Raw genomic sequence first — 17,651 nt, 5'->3', positions numbered from 1 at the left:
GGCCCGACTCCCGTCCCGCCTAGCGGGCGCCCTGGAGCCGTGGATCCAGCACCCGCACCAGCCCATGGCCGACGGGTTTGAACCCGATTCGAGGCCAGTGGCCCGCGGAACCCGGTGAGCCGCTGCGCCAGCGGGCCGAGACATACCGGTAGCCGTTGTCGTACGCCCAGGCCAGCGCCGTCGCCAGCAGCACCCGGCTCACACCCTCACCGCGTGCCGACGGGGCCACGAACGCCTCCGCCAACTCCACCGAGGCCGGGGGCACCAGCGGCCAGGGCGCGGCCGGCGTCAGCACCACCATGCCTACCTCCTCACCGCCCCGCACGGCGATCCAGGCCGCGCTGCGCGGGTCCGCCAGCGCCCCGGTGTAGTGACCGCGCAGCGCGGTCAGCGCCTCGTCCGGCTGCGGAGCGAAGGCCGCGGACTGCCGGTAGCCGCGAGCCGTCTCCACCGCCATGCGCCCGATCGGGGCCCCGTCCGAGGGGCCCGCGCGGCGGATGGTCAGGCGTCCGACCTCGCGCGGCTGGCGCCCCCGCGCCTTGACCGGCATCAGGCCGTGCACCCACTCGAGGCCGAAGCCCAGCCGGAACCAGGCCATGGCCACCGCGTCGTCCGCGGGCATCCACACATAGTGGGTGAGCCGCCGCTCGGCGACGAGCCGGGCGGCGACGCGCACATACAGCTCGTGGAGCACCTCCGCCTCACGTCCGGCCGACGCCGCGAAGCCGCCGAGACCGACCACGGCCGAGCGGGGATGGGCGTGCAGCGCGGCGTGCTCGTGCGGTTTCAAGTCCTGCGCGGCCGCGACCAGGAACCCCGCCATCGCCCCGCGCTCGTACGCGACGGCCGACACGCACCCGCTCTCCGACAGCCGCCTCTGGACCAGTTCCAATCCGCTCGGAAGACCCGTCTCCCGCGCGGAGAGGTACGGCAGGGCCCGCCGGGCCCGGCCGTACCACTGGTCCACCAGACCAGCCGCTTCCGGTATGCGATCGGCCGCCAGGGGCGACAACTCCAGTGCCATGGTCGAAGGACGCTAACGGCCCGACGGCAGGGCCGCAATCCGGCTGCCTCGACGTGGGGCCGCTACAGCGCCTTGCCCAGGCACACGCTCAGCGGTTCGTCCCGGTACAGGCCGAACTTCGACACGTCCGTGTACCCGCACGAGCGGTACAGGCTGATCGCCTCCGGCTGCTTGAGACCGGTCTCCAGCACCATCCGCTCACGGCCGGCCGAGCGGGCGCTGTCCTCCAGGGCCGCGAGGATCCGCCGGGCATGCCCCCTGCCGCGCGCGTCCGGCGACACATACATGCGCTTCACCTCGGCGTCGCCGTCGCTGTATCCCTCCGGCGACCTCACCTGCGCCCGCCAGCCGCCCATGGCCACGGCCGCCCCGTCCGCGTACCCGACGAGGAACAGCCCCCGCGGCGGAGCGAACTGGCCGACCTCCATGGAAGTCGCGTCCCCGCCGCCGTACCGCTCCTCGTACTCCCGCTGCACCAGCGCCGTGAGGGCCACGGCGTCCGGGTGGTCATAGCGCACAATCTCGATCCGCACGTGCACCATCGTACAAACGCACGAAACCCGCCCCTGGTCAGGGCGGGGAAGCGGCACCGGTATCGTCTGGCGGATGCCGACGACCGTGACGACCGTGAACGTGAACGGCCTGCGCGCCGCCGCCAGGAAAGGCTTCACCGCCTGGCTCGAGGGCACCGCCGCCGACATCGTGTGCCTCCAGGAAGTGCGGGCCGAGCCCGACCGGCTTCCCGCCGAGGTCCGCGAACCCGAGGGCTGGCACACCGTCCACGCCCCGGCCGCCGCCAAGGGCCGCGCCGGTGTCGCCCTCTACACCCGCCAGGCGCCCGAGGCCATGCGCGTCGGGTGGGGCTCGGACGAGTTCGACGCGTCGGGCCGCTATGTCGAGGCCGACCTTCCCGGACTGACCGTGGCCAGCCTCTACCTGCCCTCCGGCGAGGTCGGCACCGAGCGCCAGAGCGAGAAGGAGCGGTTCTGCAAGGAGTTCTTCCTGTACCTCGTCCAGTTGCGGCAGCGCTGCGCCGCGCAGGGACGCGAGGCCGTGGTCTGCGGCGACTGGAACATCGCGCACCGCGAGGCGGACCTGAAGAACTGGAGGGCCAACACCAGGAACTCCGGGTTCCTGCCCGAGGAGCGCGCCTGGCTCTCCAGCGTCTTCGACGAGGCCGGGTACGTGGACGTGGTCCGCGGCCTCCACCCCGAGGGGCCGGGCCCGTACTCGTGGTGGTCCTACCGCGGCAAGGCCTTCGACAATGACAGCGGGTGGCGCATCGACTACCAGGTCTCCACACCCGCATTGGCCGCCCGTGCGACGTCCGCGGTGGTCGAGCGCGCGGCGACCTACGATCTGCGCTGGTCGGACCATGCTCCCGTGACCGTCACCTACGACGTCTGACCGCGTGGCGCGGGGCACCGCGAGTGGCACCGCGAGTGGCATCACGAGGCATCGCACGGCATCGCACGGCATGACGAGGTATGACGAGGGCATGACGAGGGCATGGCTCGGGGCCGCGGCTCCCCGGAGCCGGGGCGGGAACGCCGCGTGAGGTCACCGGGAGGAGGCCAGGCGCATACGTGCCTCCACTTCCCCGTCGCCCGAGACCAGGCCCAGGTCCTCGACGGCGAACGAGCTCACCAGCGCGTCCCTGACCATCCGGACCGGCCGGTCGCAGCCGAACAGGTCAGCCGTGACCGTGCCCGACAGGGCGACGGGCCCCGCGTTCTCGGCGGGGACGCGGACCTCGACGTCCTCGATCCACACGGTCTGCCTCCGCGTCGCCCCGCCGGCCTGCCCGTGCACCGCCGCATGGGCGGTGGGGAACGCCGTCTCCAGCGCGCCGAACACCGTCTGCGCGTCCTGCGGGCTGCAGCCGCTGAGGTGGACGTCGACGTGGTCGGCCGGCCATTCCTGGGTGTTCATCGGCTGCCTCCTCCGAGGGAAGGGTTTCCGCCTTCGAAGTCACAGTAAGAGAGACCGGGCCCGAGCGCACGGCGGCCGGGGCCGGGCGCTCGGCCGGGTTCAAGGGCGTCCGGCGGCCCCGGATTCAAGGGCCGCGGCGGCGCGGGCGGCCCGGTCGCCGAGCTCCCTCGGATCAGCGTCGTACAGCGATCCCGCAGGCCACTTCGTCGCCTGGAGGTCCCCGAGGTGCTCGCGGCCGGCATCCGCGAGTTCTTCGGCAAGGTCCGCCGGCCCGTCCCATCCCATCCCAGCCCAGCCCAGCCCGGCCCGTCCCAGCCCGGCCCGGCCCATCCCGACCCGGCCGGGCCATCCCGACCCGAGCACGACGTGCGCACGAGCCACGCAAGGCCGCCGCACGATCCGTGCACGGTCGCCGCACGACGCGCGCAGGGTGGGCGCACGGTGCACGCACGAGCCGGGCACCACCGGGACATCCTCGGGACACGACCGGGACCGGGTGCCCAGGTGCCCAGGACGTGAGGCCGCCTACGTTCGAAGTGTTCGTGGGACGGGGGTACCTATGGTGCGGGTGGCGGTCGTGGGGGCCGGGATCGGAGGGCTCGCCGCAGCGGTGGCGCTGATCCGACGCGGCTTCCGCGTGGATGTGTACGAACAGGCGCGGCGGTTGGGCGAGGTGGGCGCGGGGCTCCACCTCGCTCCCAACGGGAGCCGATTGCTCGCGCGCTGGGGGTTGGCGGACGGCCTCCGGAGGACCGCTGTCCGCCCGGCCGCGCTCGAGGTCCGAGACGGGAGCAGCGGCCGCGGCCTCATAGAGCAGCCGATGGGCGACGGGTGGGAGGAGGCGTTCGGCGCCCCCTACTGGACGGTCCACCGCGCGGACCTGCACCGGGCTCTCGCCGATCAGGTCCCGGTGGAAAGTGTGCATGTGCGCCGCGCACTCGTCGGGTTCGCGGACGAGGGCGACGGGGTCCGGCTGGAGTTCGCCGACGGAGGTACGGCGCGGGCCGATGTGCTGGTGGGTGCCGACGGGGTGCACTCCGTCGTGCGGCAGGCCGTCGCCGGGCCGGAGTCACCGGTGTTCTCCTCCACCAGTGCCTTCCGCGGCCTGGTACCCGCGCATCGGGTGCCGGATCTGCCGCGTGACAGGGTGCTCGTCTGGGTCGGCCCGAGCTCGCGCCTGCTGTGCGCTCCCGTCCGCGCGGGCGCGTTCCTCGCCTTCGTGGCGGTCGTCCCGGGCGGTGAGTGGACGCTGGAGTCATGGAGCGCTCCCGGCGACGCGGGCGATCTGGCCGCGGCGTTCGCCGACTGGGACCCGGCGGTCAAGGAGATCGTCAGCGCCGTGGAGGACACCAGGCGCTGGGCCCTGTACGACAGGGAGCCGCTCGAACGCTGGGGCAGTGGCCGCGTCACGCTGCTCGGAGACGCCGCCCACCCGATGCTCCCCCATCACGGGCAGGGGGCCGGCCAGGCCATCGAGGACGCCGCCGCCCTCGCCCACTGCCTCGACACGGCGACGAGGGCGGGTACGGGTACAAGGACGGCGCTTCGCGAGCCGAGCGGGACAGCCGAGGGCTTGGCCAGGTACGAAGCGATACGCCGCCCCCATACGACACGGGTGCAACTGGGTGCACGGGGAGGCGGATCGCTGCGCCTGCGCCGACCGGGTCCGGAAACGCCGGACGGCGCCGGGCTGGCCTCGCTGGTGGACGACGTCTCCTGGATCCACCGGTACGACGTCGAGGAGGCGCTGGGGAGGGGCTGACGCCCGGCTGCCGGGTCATCACACCCAAGGCATTGGCACTGGTGAACGCGGCCGTCACGCGATCGGCGCGGGGACCGCGGCGGCAGGGACACGGGGAAACGGGGAAACGGGGAAACGGGGACCAACGATGTCGAACCAACTCGATCGGCGGCAGGTGCTGAGAGCCTCCGCCTCGGCGGCGGTGCTCGCGGGGCTGGCGGCGGTGGGTGCCGCACCGGCTTGGGCGGCGGACCACGGGCGTCATGGAGAGCATGAGGATCCCGAACTGCCCGATGTTCCGGGCATGCTGGGTGATCGCCGGGCCAATGAGGTCTGGTACCAACTGGACGAAGCCGCCCTCTACAAGGTCTCTCCCGAGCTGCTCGATGCCTACAAGGCCATCGGCAGGCATGTGGGCGGAAGCATCGAGCGGGAGTTCCGCACCACCTGGCTCACGATGAGCAAGTCCCCGGGCTATCCGGGCAACTATGCCTCGTTCATGGCCCCGATCAAGGGACCGCTGACCGTGGTCTCACGGATGCAACTGGGCGTCTTCGACCAGCTGTACCGGCACCATGACCCACGGCTTGTGGCCGCGTTCGCCTTCTTCGGCCAAGGGGTGCTCTACGACCCCCGCCGGGAGAGCGTCCGATCGCCCGTCCACACCATGAACTCACTGCCGGGCATGCCCCCTGTCGGCTACCACACCTGGCACGCCTATATGCGGGCGATGATGCTCCTCGGCATAGACCGGCACCGCTGGGAGGCATTCGCACCGCTGAACGGCTTCGCCTGGGCGCTGGCCTCGGTGGCGAAGCCCAATAGCCAGACAGTCAGCCCGCCGCTGCCACGCAAAGTGGTACTGGAGCTCGCCACCAGTTGGCTTCCGCGGCGAGCGCGGCGCCTGGACGCGGACTTCCAGTCGGTCCCCTACCCGGACGGCATCAGTTGACGGCCATGGACGCGAGCCTGGGCGCACAGGAGGCAGGCGCGGCGATGCGCACCGGAATCTGGCTGGTGGGGGCGCGCGGCTCGGTGGCGACCACAGCGGTGGTGGGCGCGGCGGCCGTGGGAACGGGGGCCGCTCCCCCGACGGGCTGTGTGAGCGAGCACGACGACTTTCGCGAGGTGGCACTGCCCGGCCTCGGCGAACTGGTCTTCGGCGGCCATGATGTGGCGCGCACCCCGCTGCCCAAGCGGGCCGAGCAGCTCATGGAAGCGGGCGTCATACCGCATGGGCTCGCCGATCTGGTGCGCGAGGACCTGGTCCGGGCCGACGCCGAGATCCGCCCGGGGGTGACGGCCGAGGCCGAGGACCAAGCGGCGGCCGTGGCGACCGTGGTGGCCGATCTGGAGGAGTTCAAGCGGCGCGGGAATCTCGAGCGCGTCGTCGTGGTCAATGTCTCCTCCACCGAGCCGCCGCCCACCGCCCATCCCGCGCACTCCACTGTGCGGGCGCTGCGTCGAGCCCTCGCCTCCGGCGAGCCCGTACTCCCGGTCAGCTCCGTCTATGCCATGGCGGCCTTCCTCGCCGGCTGCCCGTATGTGGACTTCACCCCCTCGTGCGGAGCCCGCCTGCCCGCGCTGGTGGAGCTCGCCCATGAGCGGGGCGTGCCCTGCGCGGGAAGCGACGGCAAGACCGGCGAGACCCTGGTGAAGTCGGTGCTCGCGCCGATGTTCGCCCGCCGGGCGCTGAGGGTGCGCAGTTGGTCGGGGACAAACCTCCTCGGCGGCGGGGACGGCGCCGCCCTCGCCGATCCCGCGCGAGCCGCCGGCAAGGTCGATTCAAAGGCCAGGGTCCTCGCGGAAGTCCTGGGCGAGCCGGTGGAGGGCGGGGTGCATATCCACCATGTCCCCGACCTGGGCGAATGGAAGACCGCGTGGGACCACATCACCTTCGAGGGGTTCCTGGGGACGCGGATGACCATGCAGTTCACCTGGCAGGGCTGCGACTCCTCGCTCGCCGCGCCCCTCGTGCTGGACCTGGCCCGGTTGATGGCGCTGGCCCACAGTCGCGGGGTCCATGGTCCGGTGCCCGAGCTGGCGTTCTTCTTCAAGGACCCGGTGGCCGGCGGAGAACATGCGCTCGAACAGCAGTATGCGCAGCTTGTGCGGTGGGCGAATGGGCCACGGGTGACGCAATGAGCCCACGGCAACAGCCCCTCCCCCGGCTCCCTGACATCGCCCGCCTGGTCAGGGCGCCCGCCGCCCTGACCGTGCCCGGCGATGTCCTGGCCGGGGCTGCCGCCGGGGGCCGCCCCCTGACCGCCGCCACCCTGGGAACGGCGGCCTCCTCGGTCTGCCTGTACTGGGCGGGGATGGCGCTCAACGACCTTGCCGACCGCGAGGTGGACGCGGTGGAGCGGCCGGAGCGGCCCATCCCTTCGGGGCTGGTCTCCCCGGCGGCGGCGCTGGCCATCGCCTCCGGGCTGACGCTCGCCGGGCTCGCTCTGGCCGTCGCCGCGAGGGGGCGCCGGGGGCTGGTCGTGGCCGTGCCGCTGGCCGGTGTGGTGTGGGGGTACGACCTGGCGCTCAAGCAGACGGCCGCCGGTCCTGCCGCCATGGCGGTGGCCCGTGCCCTCGATGTGCTCGCCGGCGCCGGGCCGGGCGGGACGGGCCGGGCCCTCGCGGCCGCCGCGGTCGTTGGCCTGCACACGGCCTCGGTGACCGGGCTGAGCCGGTACGAAGTGAGCGGCGCTCCCCGGTCGGTGCCCGGGGCGGCGCTCGTGATGAGCGCCATGGCCACCACCGCCACCGCGGCCGTGGCAGGAAGGCATGGCTCCCGCCGCCGGGACCGAGCCGCCTGCGCCCTGTTCTCCGCGGTCTACGCGGGCAGTTGCGGCAGAGCCCAGTGGACCGCCGTGCGCAGCCCTTCGGCCCCGCAGGTGAGGCGAGCGGTGGCCGCCGGCATTCACGGCCTGATGCCGCTTCAGGCGGCGCTCACCGCTGCGGCGGGCTCGGTGCCTGCCGCGCTGCCCATCGCGGCCGCACTTCCCCTGGCCCGGTGGCTGGGCAGAAAGGTCTCACCCACATGATCCGTTTCGGCTACGGCACCAATGGTTTCGGCGACCACTCCCTGGAGGATGCCCTGGCCGTCGTGGCAGGCCTGGGCTACGACGGCGTGGGCCTCACCCTCGACCGGCGCCACCTCGATCCCTACGACACCGCGCTGCCGCGCCGTCTGTCCCACCTGTCGAACCGGCTCGAGGAGTTGGGCCTCGGCACCGTCGTGGAAACGGGCGGGCGCTACCTCTTGGACCCCTGGCGCAAGCACCGTCCGACCCTGCTGTCCCTCGATGGCGCCGACCGCCGTGTCGACCTTCTCCTGCGCGCGGTCCGGATCGCCTCCGAGGTCAACGCGGAGGCGGTCTCGTTCTGGAGCGGCGCCTGCCCGGCGGGCCTGCCCGAGGAAGAGGCATGGGAGCGGCTGGTCCGCGGCTGCGCCGAGGTGATCGAGGAGGCGCAGACAAGAGAGGTGGTGCTCGGCTTCGAGCCCGAACCGGGGATGTTCGTGGACACCCTCGACCGGTACGACGAGTTGAGCCGCCGCCTGGGATTCCCGGAGCGATTGGGGCTCACCCTCGATATCGGGCACTGCCGCTGCCTCGAAGAGCAGCCGGTGGACGCCTGCGTCCGGCGTGCGGCGCCCCGGCTGGTGAATGTGCAGATCGAGGACATGCGCCGGGGCGTGCATGAGCACCTGGAGTTCGGTGAGGGCGAGATCGTCTTCCCGCCCGTGCTCTCCGCGCTGGCGGACTGCGGCTACCAGGGCCTGGTCTCGGTCGAGCTGCCGCGCCACAGCCATGCGGCGCCCGAAGTGGCCCGCCGATCGCTGGAGTTCCTCCGAGCGGCATCCCCGTCCCCGCTCACCGGGGCCCGTCCGACCACGGGGCCGGTGCGGCAGGGGGTGGCGCCTTGACGGCGAGCCCTCTGCTCACCGAGCTGGCCGGGCGGCTTCCGGCTCGGGCACGGAACTGGCTGGACGGGACAGCGCCCCGGCTCCTCGAGGACTCTGCCCTCGTGGACCCTGCCCTCGTGGACGAGGTGTTCCCCCTGGTGGGCCGGTGCTGCGGACGTGACCCATTGCCCGGGCATGGGTGGGCGCGGGGATGGACCACCGATGACGCGGTCCGGACCCTGCTCCTGAGCGGGCTGCCATGGAGCCGATCCACGTTGGCCGCCGCCCTGACCCGGCTCTACCGCCAAGGTGACGCCTCGGAGCGGCGCGGGGTGCTGAGGGCGCTCCATCCGCTCGATGAGCACAGGGACCTGGGGGCCATGGCGCTGCCGATCGTTGAGGACGCCCTCAGAACCCACGACCCGCGGCTGATCACCGCCGCCCTCGGCGACTACGCGGCCCGGCATCTCGGCGCCCATGCCTACCGGCAGGCGGTACTGAAGTGCGTGTTCACCGGTATCCCGCTCGCCGATGTCCGCGGCCTGGACGAGCGCGCCGACGCCGAACTCACCCGCATGCTCGCCGACTACGCCCATGAACGGCTGGCCGCGGGCCGCGAGGTGCCGCCCGACGTCCGCTCGCTCATCCGGGCGGCCCACCCCGAGCTCTTGGAGGAACCAGCGCGATGCGCATCTTCGACCCGCACATCCATATGACCTCCAGAACCACCGACGACTACGAGGCCATGGCCGCCGCGGGGGTGCGGGCCCTGGTGGAGCCCTCGTTCTGGCTGGGCCAGCCCCGTACCGGCGTCGGTACGTTCGTCGACTACTTCGACGGGCTGCTGGGCTGGGAGCGGCACCGCGCCTCGCAGTTCGGGATCCAGCACCACTGCGCCATCGCCCTCAACCCCAAGGAGGCGAACGACCCACGCCTCGCCGGGGTTCTCGACCTCCTGCCCCGCTACCTGGTCAAGGACACCGTGGTGGCGGTCGGCGAGATCGGCTACGACGCCATGACGCCCGAGGAGGACAAGGCCTTCGCCCGGCAACTGCGTCTGGCGATCGAGCACGATCTGCCTGTCCTGGTGCACACCCCGCACCGGGACAAGGCCGCCGGCACGCGGCGCAGCCTCGATGTGATCCGGGAATCCGGGATCGATCCGGGCCGCGTGGTGGTGGACCACCTCAATGAGGTGACCGTCGGCATGGTGGCCGACAGCGGCTGCTGGATGGGCTTCTCCATCTATCCGCAGACCAAGATGAGCGCCGAAAGGATGGTGCGGATCCTCACCGGGTTCGGCACCTCGCGCATCCTGGTCGACTCCGCCGCCGACTGGGGCCGCAGCGACCCGCTGAGCACCCGCCGGACCGCGGACGCGATGACCGGGTCGGGCTTCTCCCCGCAGGATGTGGACCGGGTGTTCTGGCAGAACCCCGTCGAGTTCTATGGGCAGAGCGGCCGACTGGAACTGGGCGACACCCCCCTGGTCGACACAGGGATCGCCGTGCGGGCCGCGCCCGAGGCGGAGTTCGCCGGCAACTCGATCCGCCGCGGCGCGGAGTAGGACGCCGTGCGCTTCCGGCACCGCGACGGCTCCGCCGTCCATCTCGCCTACTGCACCAATGTGCATCCCGCCGAGAGCCTCGACGGGGTGCTGGCCCAACTGGCCGACTACGCCGAGCCCATCCGCCGCCGTCTGGGCTGGGACCGGCTCGGCCTCGGGCTGTGGCTGGCCCGCCCCGTCGCGGCGCGACTGGCCGCCGCCCCCGGGTCCCTGGCCGTGCTGCGCCGCCAACTCGACCGCCGGGGTCTGGAGGTGGTGACCCTCAATGCCTTCCCCTACGCGGGATTCCATGCCCCCTCGGTCAAGAAGGCGGTCTACCGGCCGGACTGGACCGAGCCCGACCGGCTGCACTACACACTCGACTGCGCCCGGGTCCTGGCGGCGCTGCTCCCGGAAGGCGCCGACCGCGGCAGCGTGTCGACCCTGCCGCTGGCCTGGCGCGAGCCCTGGTCTTCCGCACGGGCCGATCGTGCCCGGCGCCATCTCGACTCCATGGCGCAGAGGCTGGCGGCCGTGGAGACACGGACCGGGCGAGCGGTGCGGGTGGGATTCGAACCCGAGCCCGGCTGCCTGATCGAGAACACCACCCAGGCCGCCACCCTGCTGTCCACCGTGGACCGGGACCGGCTCGGTGTCTGTCTCGACGCCTGCCATCTGGCGGTCGGGTTCGAGGATCCCACCGCGGCCTGCGCACGCCTGCACGCCGCCGGGCTCCCCATCGTGAAGACGCAGGCGTCCTGCGCCCTGCAACTGGACAATCCCCGCGACCGGTTGGCCCGTGCCGCGCTGGAGCGTTTCGACGAGCGCCGCTTCCTCCACCAGACCAGGGAACGCCACACGGACACGGTCCTGGGGACCGACGATTTGCCCGAGGCTCTGGCCGGGGCCCTGCCCGGGGACGGTCCCTGGCGTGTCCACTTCCATGTGCCGCTGCACACCGATCCCCCGCCGGGACTGCGCGCCACCAGGCCCGAGTTGCTCAAGACCCTGGGAGTCCTGCTCGGCGGTGATGCCGCGCTCACCGATCACATCGAGGTGGAGACCTACTCCTGGCCCGTGCTGCCGGAGGCACCCGGATGCGCGGGGCTGGTCGAGGGAGTCGCGGCCGAACTCGCCTGGACCCGTGACGCGATCACCGCTCTCGGGCTGAAGGAGGTCCTGTCATGAGGCGACTGCTGGTGGTGAACGCGGTGGGGCTCACTCCCCGCCTGCTCCCCCATATGCCCCGCCTGCGGGCTCTGCGCGACCAAGGCTTCGGAGCCCGTCTGGACACGGTGCTGCCCGCCGTGACCTGCTCCGTGCAGTCCACCCTTCTCACCGGGGAACCTCCGTCCGTGCACGGCGTGGTGGGCAATGGCTGGTATTTCCGTGAACTCGGCGAAGTGCTGCTCTGGCGCCAGCACAACCAGCTGGTCGGCGGCGAGAAGATCTGGGAGACCGCTCGCCGCCGGCGCCCCGGCTACTCGGTGGCGAACATCTGCTGGTGGTATGCCATGGGCGCGGACGTCGACTGGACGGTCACACCCCGGCCCATCTACTACGCCGACGGACGCAAGGAACCCGACTGCTACACCTTCCCGCCCTCTTTGCACGACGAACTGACCAACCGCCTGGGCGACTTCCCGCTGTTCCGCTTCTGGGGGCCGGCGGCCGGTATCGCCTCCTCCCAGTGGATCGTGGAGGCCGCCCGCCATGTCTTCCGCCGGCACCGGCCGGATCTCTGCCTGGTCTACCTGCCGCACCTGGACTACGACCTTCAACGCCATGGTCCGCACAGCCGCGCAGCGGTGAGGGCCGCCCGGGAACTGGACCGGACCCTGGCGCCCCTGCTCGACGATGCCCACCGTGTGGGGGCCCGCGCCGTGGTCCTGAGCGAGTACGGGATCACCCCCGTCTCCCGGCCGGTGGACATCAACCGCGAGCTGCGGCGCGCCGGTCTGCTCCAGGTCCACACCCAGGGCGGTATGGAGTATCTGGATCCATGGACGTCAAGGGCCTTCGCTGTCGCGGACCATCAGATCGCCCATCTCTACGTGCGTGACCCGGCCGATGTGCCCAGGGTCTGCGAGCTCTTGCGAGGCATCGACGGGGTTGCCGAGGTGCTCGGCGACACCGGCAAGAAGGACTACGGGATCGACCATCCGCGGGCGGGTGAGCTGGTGGCCATGGCCGCCGCTGATGCCTGGTTCACCTACTACTACTGGCTGGAGGACAAACGGGCCCCGGACTTCGCCCGGCTGGTGGAGATCCACCGCAAGCCCGGCTATGACCCGGCCGAGTTGCTCTTCGACCACACCGACCGGCTGGTCAGGATCCGTGCGGCTGCCGCGCTGGCCCGCAAGAAGCTGGGGTTCAGATATGCGATGAAGGTGGTCTCCCTTGACCCGTCCAGGGTGCGCGGCAGCCATGGCCGCCTGCCCGCCTCCGCGGACGACGCACCGGTCCTGCTGGCTTCGGATGCCTCGCATGCCCGGGACGTGATAGCCGCCGCCGAGGTGAAGGAACTCCTCCTGGAACTCGCCGGTCTGGCCGGTCCGACCGGTCCGGCCGACTGACCATGCGTCTCCTCGCGTCGGGACATCACCCGGGTCGGGGCATCACTCGGAGTGGGAGAACCGGTATGTCGCCACGGCCAGCGCCGCCATCGCCAGCGCCGCTATCAGGCCGACCTCCAGGGCGACCGGCGGGGTCCAGCCCCACCACTCGGGGCTCGCCGCACGGGTGCCCAGGCCGCTGACACCGGCTCCGGGCAGGGTGCGCCTGAGTGCGTCGACCGCATAGGTCAGGGGGTTGGCCATGACGGCGGTGCCCAGCCACCCCGGCAGCCCACCGGCGGGAAAGACCGCACCGGACAGGAAGAGCAGGGGCATCATGCACAGTCCGACGACGACCTGGAAGGTCTCTGGCCGCTTGGCGCACACGGCCACCAGCACCCCCAGCGCCGTGAACGCGAAGGCGATCAGCCCCAGTTCCATCAGGGCGAGCACCAGCTCCGGCCGGTAGGGGATGCCGACCATTCCACCGAGGCACAGGATGGGCAGCCCATAGCCGACTCCGGCGGTGGCGCCTCCGAGGCAGGTGCCGGTCAGGAGGGGGCTGCGGCGTACCGGGGCCACAAGCATCTGGCGAAGAAAGCCCGCCTGCCGGTCCCAGACGATCGAGGCTCCCGCGGCGACGGCGGGGGCCTGTACGGCCATCAGGAGCACCCCGGGGAAGAGAAAGGCGCGAAAGTCCCTGAGGCTGTCCTGCTGCGAGGACAGCGCGGAGTTGAGGCCGGTGCCGAGGATCAGTAGGAACATCAGCGGAGTGACCGCGCTCATGGCGACCCGGAGCCGGTTGCGGCCGAAGCGGATGACCTCGCGCTGCCACAGGACCCTGACGGCACGCAGGTCGGCGGCGAGCGCGCCGCGGCCGGCGGTCTCCTCGGGCGGGGGCACCGGCTCGGGGGTGGTGGTCGGGGCGGCCGTGTCCACGGCGGCAGGTTCGGTGCGGGCCATGGCCTACCTCCTCGGTGCGATGCCGGCGAACGGGCTTGCGCCGCTGTCTGCTTCCCGGATGGTTCGCCCGGTGTAGTGCAGGAACACATCGTCGAGTGTCGGCGGGGTCACCGTGACCGAGTGCACGGGGACGGAGATGGCCGCGCAGAGCCTGGGTACGAAGGCCGCCCCGTCCGGCACCCGCAGCCGCAGCCCTCCGGGGCTCCTGTCCGGGGCGAAGCCGTCGGCGTCGAGACCGGCGGCGTCGAGGCTGGGGGCGTCCAGACCGGCGGCGTCGAGACCGGCGGTATCGAGATCGGCGGTATCGAAGCTGTCGGCGTCGAAGCTGTCGGCGTCGAGGCCCAGCCGTTCCCGGATGGCCCGTGCGGCTGCCTCGTCGTCATCGGTCCGCAGGACGACCAGGTCGGCGCCGACCACGGCCTTGAGCTCGGCGGGAGTGCCCTGGGCGACCAGCCGTCCCTCGTCCATGATGGCGATCAGGTCGCAGTGTTCGGCTTCCTCGAGGTGATGCGTCGTCAGGAAGACGGTGACTTCCCGCTCGCGCCGCAGGCGGTGCAGATGCTCCCAGATGGCCACCCTGGTCTGCGGGTCCAGGCCGGTGGTGGGCTCGTCCAGGAAGAGCACCCTCGGCGTGTGCAGGAGTCCCCGGGCGATCTCGAGCCGCCGCCGCATACCTCCGGAGAAGGTGCGGACGGTGGAGTCCCTGCGGTCCGCCAGATCGACGAGTTCGAGCATGTCGATGATGGACTCGACGGCCTGCCGTCGGGGTATCCCGAACAGGTCGGCGTGGAACCGCAGATTCTCCATGGCGGTCAGGTCCACGTCGAGCGTGGACTCCTGGAAGACGAGCCCGATGCGGCGGCGTACCTCGTGGGGTTCGCTCAGCACATCGCGTCCGGCGACCCGTGCCCGCCCGCCGGACGGCCGCAGGAGGGTGCACAGCATTCCGATGGTGGTGCTCTTGCCCGCGCCGTTGGGGCCGAGGAAGCCAAAGGTGCGGCCGGCGGGGACGGCCAGGTCCAGCCCGTCGACGGCGCTCCTGTCGCCGTAGTCCTTGCGCAGGCCCTCGGCGAGTACGGCGGCGCCGCCGCTTCCGCCCGGGCTCATGGACGCTTCCCCTGGGCGTGCCGCACGCTCATGACGGTGTGGAACAAGGTGACGTCGGCGGATTCGCCGATCGCCGCACCGTCCACCTCCACCCACGCATGGGCCCGGAAGGGCTGTGTGCGGATGCCGGTGCACCAGTCGGGCCAGCCACCGCCGAGGCGGCACAGCAGGGCGGTGGCCACCGACCGTTGCAGACAGCCCTGTCCGGCGCAGCGGGTGCTGACGGTGACCACCGCCTCGCGGGCGGCGAGGGCGCGGTCGGCGGTCGCGGGGCGGGCTCCTCGGCGCGCGCTCTCCAGCACTCGACGCAGCCGCCGTGGCGGCAGCTGGATGAGTACGCGGGCGGCGATCACGGCGGCTCTGGCGGTGATGTGGCGGTGCCATGGGAGCGGGACCCTGAGCTCCGCGGTGACCTGCATGGTCATGCCGTCACCACCAGGTGGGCGGCTCGCAGGGCGTCCAGCAGTGTCCTGACGTCGGTGAGGGCGCGGTCGGCGGCGTCGGGGCTGTGCGCGGTGAGCGCCGAGGCGGCGTCCTCGGGCGAGAGCCCGTCGAGCAGGAGGCGCAATGTGGTGGCTCCGGTCCGGTTGAGCTGCCAGTAGCGGCCGGTGCGCTGGTCGAGCAGGACCAGGCCGTCATCGGTGTCGGTGGCGGTGACGTCGGGGGTGAGGGCGAGGGTCATCGTGGTCCTCCTGCCATGGCGCTGCCGGGGGCGGTGGCCCTCGGGGAGCGAAGCCAGCTCTCGCAGGCCAGCGTGTTCTCGAACGGCACGAGGTGCCGTGATTCGGGTGTGGGGCCGAGCAGGGCTCGGCGCAGGGCCGCGGGGTCGACCAGGCCGAGCCGGGAGAGGTGCAGGTCGTCGCAGAGTTCGAGGAGGCGGGCGCGGTTGCGGCGCAGGCCCTGGAAGGCCTCGGCGCTGAACTCGCCCTTGCTGCGGCGGGCGAGGATCTCGTCGGGGACCACACCGCGCATGGCGGTGGCGAGGACGGGCTTGAAGCGGCCGCTCACCAGCCGGTCCCGCATCCGGACGGACAGGGCCGCCTCGATGACGCGGTCGTCGAGGTAGGGGGCTTCACAGGCGACCCCGGAGGCGCGCATGGCGGCGCCGAGTTGGCGGATGCCGCCTCCGCTGAGGACGACGCAGTCCAGGGTCTGGTGCTGGGCCCGGTCGCGGTGGTGGGGGCGGGGCCCGTCCTCCGCCGCCCGGCGCAGTGTGCGCCGTACGGTCTCCACGGCGTCGGGTGTGGCCCAGGGCGGCATCCTGGGCTCCCATCCCCAGCCGAGCAGCGCGTCGGTGGGGCCGGGTGCCGGGGCGGTGAGCCGGCCCGCCGCCGAGCGCAGCCAGGTGGGATAGGACCTGTTGTCGGCGAGGCCGCGCAGCGTGGAGCCCGGGCTCCAGCGGTTGAGCACCCGGAAGCGCTGGATGGTGGGAAGGCTGGTGAGGGGGTGGCTGCGGACGAGCGACCAGGGGGCGGTGGGCAGCGCGCCGAACAGTTCGTCGCCGCCGACTCCGAGCAGATGGACGCTGGAGCCCTCGGCCGCGACATCGGCGACGAGGCGCTCCATGTGCGCGCGGTTGCGTGCCCAGGGCAGCGGGCCCTCGTCCTCGCCGTGTGCCGTCCCGCCCGCCGCGTCCGCCTCGTACCAGGTGGGGCTGTCCGCGGTGGAGACGAAGCGGTGGCGGGCGGAGGGCAGGTGGCTCGCGGCACGCTCGGCCCAGGTCGTGTCGTCGTTCGCCCGGTCCAGGGGCTTCCAGTGGTGGGTGACGAGGTCGGCTCCCACGGCGTCCGCGACGAAGCACAGGCTGGTGGAGTCCATGCCGCCGGACAGGTCGGCGCTGATCGTGCCGCGGGCGCGTGCGGCGATCGTGTCGGACAGGGCGGAGCGGACGGCCTCGGCCGCCTGCGGCAGCTCGGCCTCGGGCTCGGGCGCCTGCCACCACCGCACCACCCGGGAGCGGCCGTCGGGCCCCAGCTCCAGGCGGGCGCCGACGTCCAGGGCCTCGACGCCGGACCACACGGGTCGCAGGCTCAGCGGCCAGGGCGGGGAGGGGGTCACCATCCGCAGCGCCAGGACCTCCTCGTCGGGATGTGCCCCGAGGAGTTCGGCGAGGGCGCCGGGGCCGTCGGCGGCCACTGTCACCCCGTGGGCCTCGGCGTGGAAGACCTGGCGTGCGGTGGAGACGCTGCCCTGCACTCGTGTGCGGCCGTCGAGGGACGCGGTCAGGTGGAACGAACCGGCCACGGTGCGGGCCACGGCGTCGAGTTCGCCCAGGGAGCGGGCGGACGCAAGGGACCGTCGCACGGCTCCCTCGTCGGCAGTGGCGTATCCGAGCAGGGCAAGCTGCCGGGCGCCGGCGGTCACGAGGATGAGGTCCTCGGCCGCCCAACGTCCCGCGATCCAGGGCCGCCCCGAGGCGTGGGCGACCACCTGGGTGCCGGGTGCGGCGGTGAGGCGCTCCGCCAGGGGCTGGGCCGCGGGACTGTCGGGAAGTATCGAGAAGTGCATGTCCGCCTCTCCGGTGTGGAAGCCCCTGTCGGCCGTGGGAGGAGGCGAGAGGGCTGCGGGAAGGCGGTGGAGGGAACCGCCATGCTTCCCTCCACCGCCGGGGAGTGGGCGGCCGGGTGTGACCGGCCGCCCGGGGGAGGCGGCCTAGCAGATCCAGGCGGTGCCCCAGAACCAGTCGTTCTCGACGCACGGCCCGAAGGCCAGGGTCAGGTCGGCGAAGCCGCCGATCTCGACCAGGGTGGGCGGCTCGTAGCTGTCGTGCTTCTCCATGCTCGTGTCACATCCCTCGACGCGAATCCGGGTGGGATCGGGGCTCCGCGGCGACCCGCGGAGCCCTTCTCCCTCGTGCAGCTCAACGTATGAGGCCCCCGGTCCCG

The 17,651-nt window shown here is 72.4% G+C and carries 19 protein-coding genes; 10 read left to right on the top strand and 9 right to left on the bottom strand.

Features of this window, described 5'->3' with window-relative positions; translation table 11 throughout:
* Positions 1-19: 19 nt before the first annotated feature.
* Positions 20-1,024 carry a GNAT family N-acetyltransferase gene (locus IEY86_RS13230; RefSeq protein ID WP_189131831.1) on the bottom strand — a complete coding sequence of 335 codons (1,005 nt, stop codon included), beginning with the start codon at positions 1,022-1,024 and terminating at the stop codon, positions 20-22.
* 62 nt (positions 1,025-1,086) lie between these two features.
* Positions 1,087-1,566 (bottom strand): GNAT family N-acetyltransferase, encoded by a 480-nt coding sequence (locus IEY86_RS13225; protein WP_189131830.1) that lies wholly within the window; start codon positions 1,564-1,566, stop codon positions 1,087-1,089.
* A gap of 64 nt (positions 1,567-1,630) precedes the next feature.
* Here IEY86_RS13225 and IEY86_RS13220 point away from each other — a divergent pair, with 64 nt between their 5' ends.
* Positions 1,631-2,431 carry an exodeoxyribonuclease III gene (locus IEY86_RS13220; RefSeq protein WP_189131829.1) on the top strand — a complete coding sequence of 267 codons (801 nt, stop codon included), beginning with the start codon at positions 1,631-1,633 and terminating at the stop codon, positions 2,429-2,431.
* Positions 2,432-2,584: 153 nt separating this feature from the next.
* Here the strand turns inward: IEY86_RS13220 and IEY86_RS13215 are convergent, their stop codons facing one another.
* Positions 2,585-2,956 carry a hypothetical protein gene (locus IEY86_RS13215; protein ID WP_189131828.1) on the bottom strand — a complete coding sequence of 124 codons (372 nt, stop codon included), beginning with the start codon at positions 2,954-2,956 and terminating at the stop codon, positions 2,585-2,587.
* A gap of 559 nt (positions 2,957-3,515) precedes the next feature.
* Between IEY86_RS13215 and IEY86_RS13210 the strand changes: the two genes are divergently transcribed.
* The 9 genes from IEY86_RS13210 (at position 3,516) to IEY86_RS13170 (ending at position 12,717) form a co-directional block, all read left to right on the top strand.
* On the top strand, positions 3,516-4,718 hold the full coding sequence (locus IEY86_RS13210; protein WP_189131827.1) for an FAD-dependent monooxygenase: 1,203 nt from the start codon (positions 3,516-3,518) through the stop codon (positions 4,716-4,718).
* Positions 4,719-4,845: 127 nt separating this feature from the next.
* Positions 4,846-5,649, top strand: coding sequence for a hypothetical protein (locus IEY86_RS13205; protein WP_189131826.1), 804 nt, complete (start codon positions 4,846-4,848; stop codon positions 5,647-5,649).
* A gap of 5 nt (positions 5,650-5,654) precedes the next feature.
* Positions 5,655-6,842, top strand: coding sequence for an inositol-3-phosphate synthase (locus IEY86_RS13200; RefSeq protein ID WP_229698389.1), 1,188 nt, complete (start codon positions 5,655-5,657; stop codon positions 6,840-6,842).
* Positions 6,839-7,732, top strand: a complete 894-nt coding sequence (locus tag IEY86_RS13195) for an SCO3242 family prenyltransferase (protein WP_189131825.1) — start codon at positions 6,839-6,841, stop codon at positions 7,730-7,732. The genes IEY86_RS13200 and IEY86_RS13195 overlap by 4 nt, the downstream gene beginning before the upstream one ends.
* Entirely contained in the window at positions 7,729-8,616 is an 888-nt protein-coding gene (locus IEY86_RS13190; protein WP_189131824.1) for a sugar phosphate isomerase/epimerase family protein, read from the top strand. Before IEY86_RS13195 ends, IEY86_RS13190 begins: the two co-directional genes overlap by 4 nt.
* On the top strand, positions 8,613-9,311 hold the full coding sequence (locus IEY86_RS13185) for an EboA domain-containing protein (RefSeq protein ID WP_189131823.1): 699 nt from the start codon (positions 8,613-8,615) through the stop codon (positions 9,309-9,311). The genes IEY86_RS13190 and IEY86_RS13185 overlap by 4 nt, the downstream gene beginning before the upstream one ends.
* The gene (locus tag IEY86_RS13180) at positions 9,281-10,162 is read left to right on the top strand and encodes a TatD family hydrolase (protein WP_189131822.1); all 882 of its coding nucleotides are present in this window, start codon (positions 9,281-9,283) and stop codon (positions 10,160-10,162) included. The genes IEY86_RS13185 and IEY86_RS13180 overlap by 31 nt, the downstream gene beginning before the upstream one ends.
* A 6-nt stretch (positions 10,163-10,168) precedes the next feature.
* Positions 10,169-11,329 carry a metabolite traffic protein EboE gene (gene eboE, locus IEY86_RS13175; protein ID WP_189131821.1) on the top strand — a complete coding sequence of 387 codons (1,161 nt, stop codon included), beginning with the start codon at positions 10,169-10,171 and terminating at the stop codon, positions 11,327-11,329.
* Positions 11,326-12,717 carry an alkaline phosphatase family protein gene (locus tag IEY86_RS13170; RefSeq protein ID WP_189131820.1) on the top strand — a complete coding sequence of 464 codons (1,392 nt, stop codon included), beginning with the start codon at positions 11,326-11,328 and terminating at the stop codon, positions 12,715-12,717. Before eboE ends, IEY86_RS13170 begins: the two co-directional genes overlap by 4 nt.
* 42 nt (positions 12,718-12,759) lie before the next feature.
* Here the strand turns inward: IEY86_RS13170 and IEY86_RS13165 are convergent, their stop codons facing one another.
* From IEY86_RS13165 to IEY86_RS13140, 6 genes are all read right to left on the bottom strand, one after another.
* Positions 12,760-13,659: an ABC transporter permease gene (locus IEY86_RS13165; protein WP_189131819.1), complete on the bottom strand. Its 900-nt coding sequence runs from the start codon at positions 13,657-13,659 to the stop codon at positions 12,760-12,762.
* Positions 13,660-13,662: 3 nt separating this feature from the next.
* Positions 13,663-14,766 (bottom strand): ATP-binding cassette domain-containing protein, encoded by a 1,104-nt coding sequence (locus IEY86_RS13160; protein WP_189131818.1) that lies wholly within the window; start codon positions 14,764-14,766, stop codon positions 13,663-13,665.
* A complete protein-coding gene (locus tag IEY86_RS13155; RefSeq protein WP_189131817.1) occupies positions 14,763-15,191 on the bottom strand; it encodes a lasso peptide biosynthesis B2 protein in 429 nt (142 codons plus the stop codon). Before IEY86_RS13155 ends, IEY86_RS13160 begins: the two co-directional genes overlap by 4 nt.
* Positions 15,188-15,448, bottom strand: coding sequence for a lasso peptide biosynthesis PqqD family chaperone (locus IEY86_RS13150; RefSeq protein WP_189131816.1), 261 nt, complete (start codon positions 15,446-15,448; stop codon positions 15,188-15,190). The genes IEY86_RS13155 and IEY86_RS13150 overlap by 4 nt, the downstream gene beginning before the upstream one ends.
* Positions 15,445-17,274: an asparagine synthase-related protein gene (locus tag IEY86_RS13145; protein ID WP_189131815.1), complete on the bottom strand. Its 1,830-nt coding sequence runs from the start codon at positions 17,272-17,274 to the stop codon at positions 15,445-15,447. Before IEY86_RS13145 ends, IEY86_RS13150 begins: the two co-directional genes overlap by 4 nt.
* Positions 17,275-17,418: 144 nt before the next feature.
* Positions 17,419-17,544 (bottom strand): lasso RiPP family leader peptide-containing protein, encoded by a 126-nt coding sequence (locus IEY86_RS13140; protein WP_189131814.1) that lies wholly within the window; start codon positions 17,542-17,544, stop codon positions 17,419-17,421.
* Positions 17,545-17,651: the final 107 nt, after the last annotated feature.

This window comes from Wenjunlia tyrosinilytica, from assembly GCF_014646055.1.
Taxonomy (GTDB): Bacteria; Actinomycetota; Actinomycetes; order Streptomycetales; family Streptomycetaceae; genus Wenjunlia; species Wenjunlia tyrosinilytica.
The sequence above is the reverse complement of the archived record's forward strand: the minus strand, read 5'-3'. Positions and strand labels throughout refer to the sequence as shown.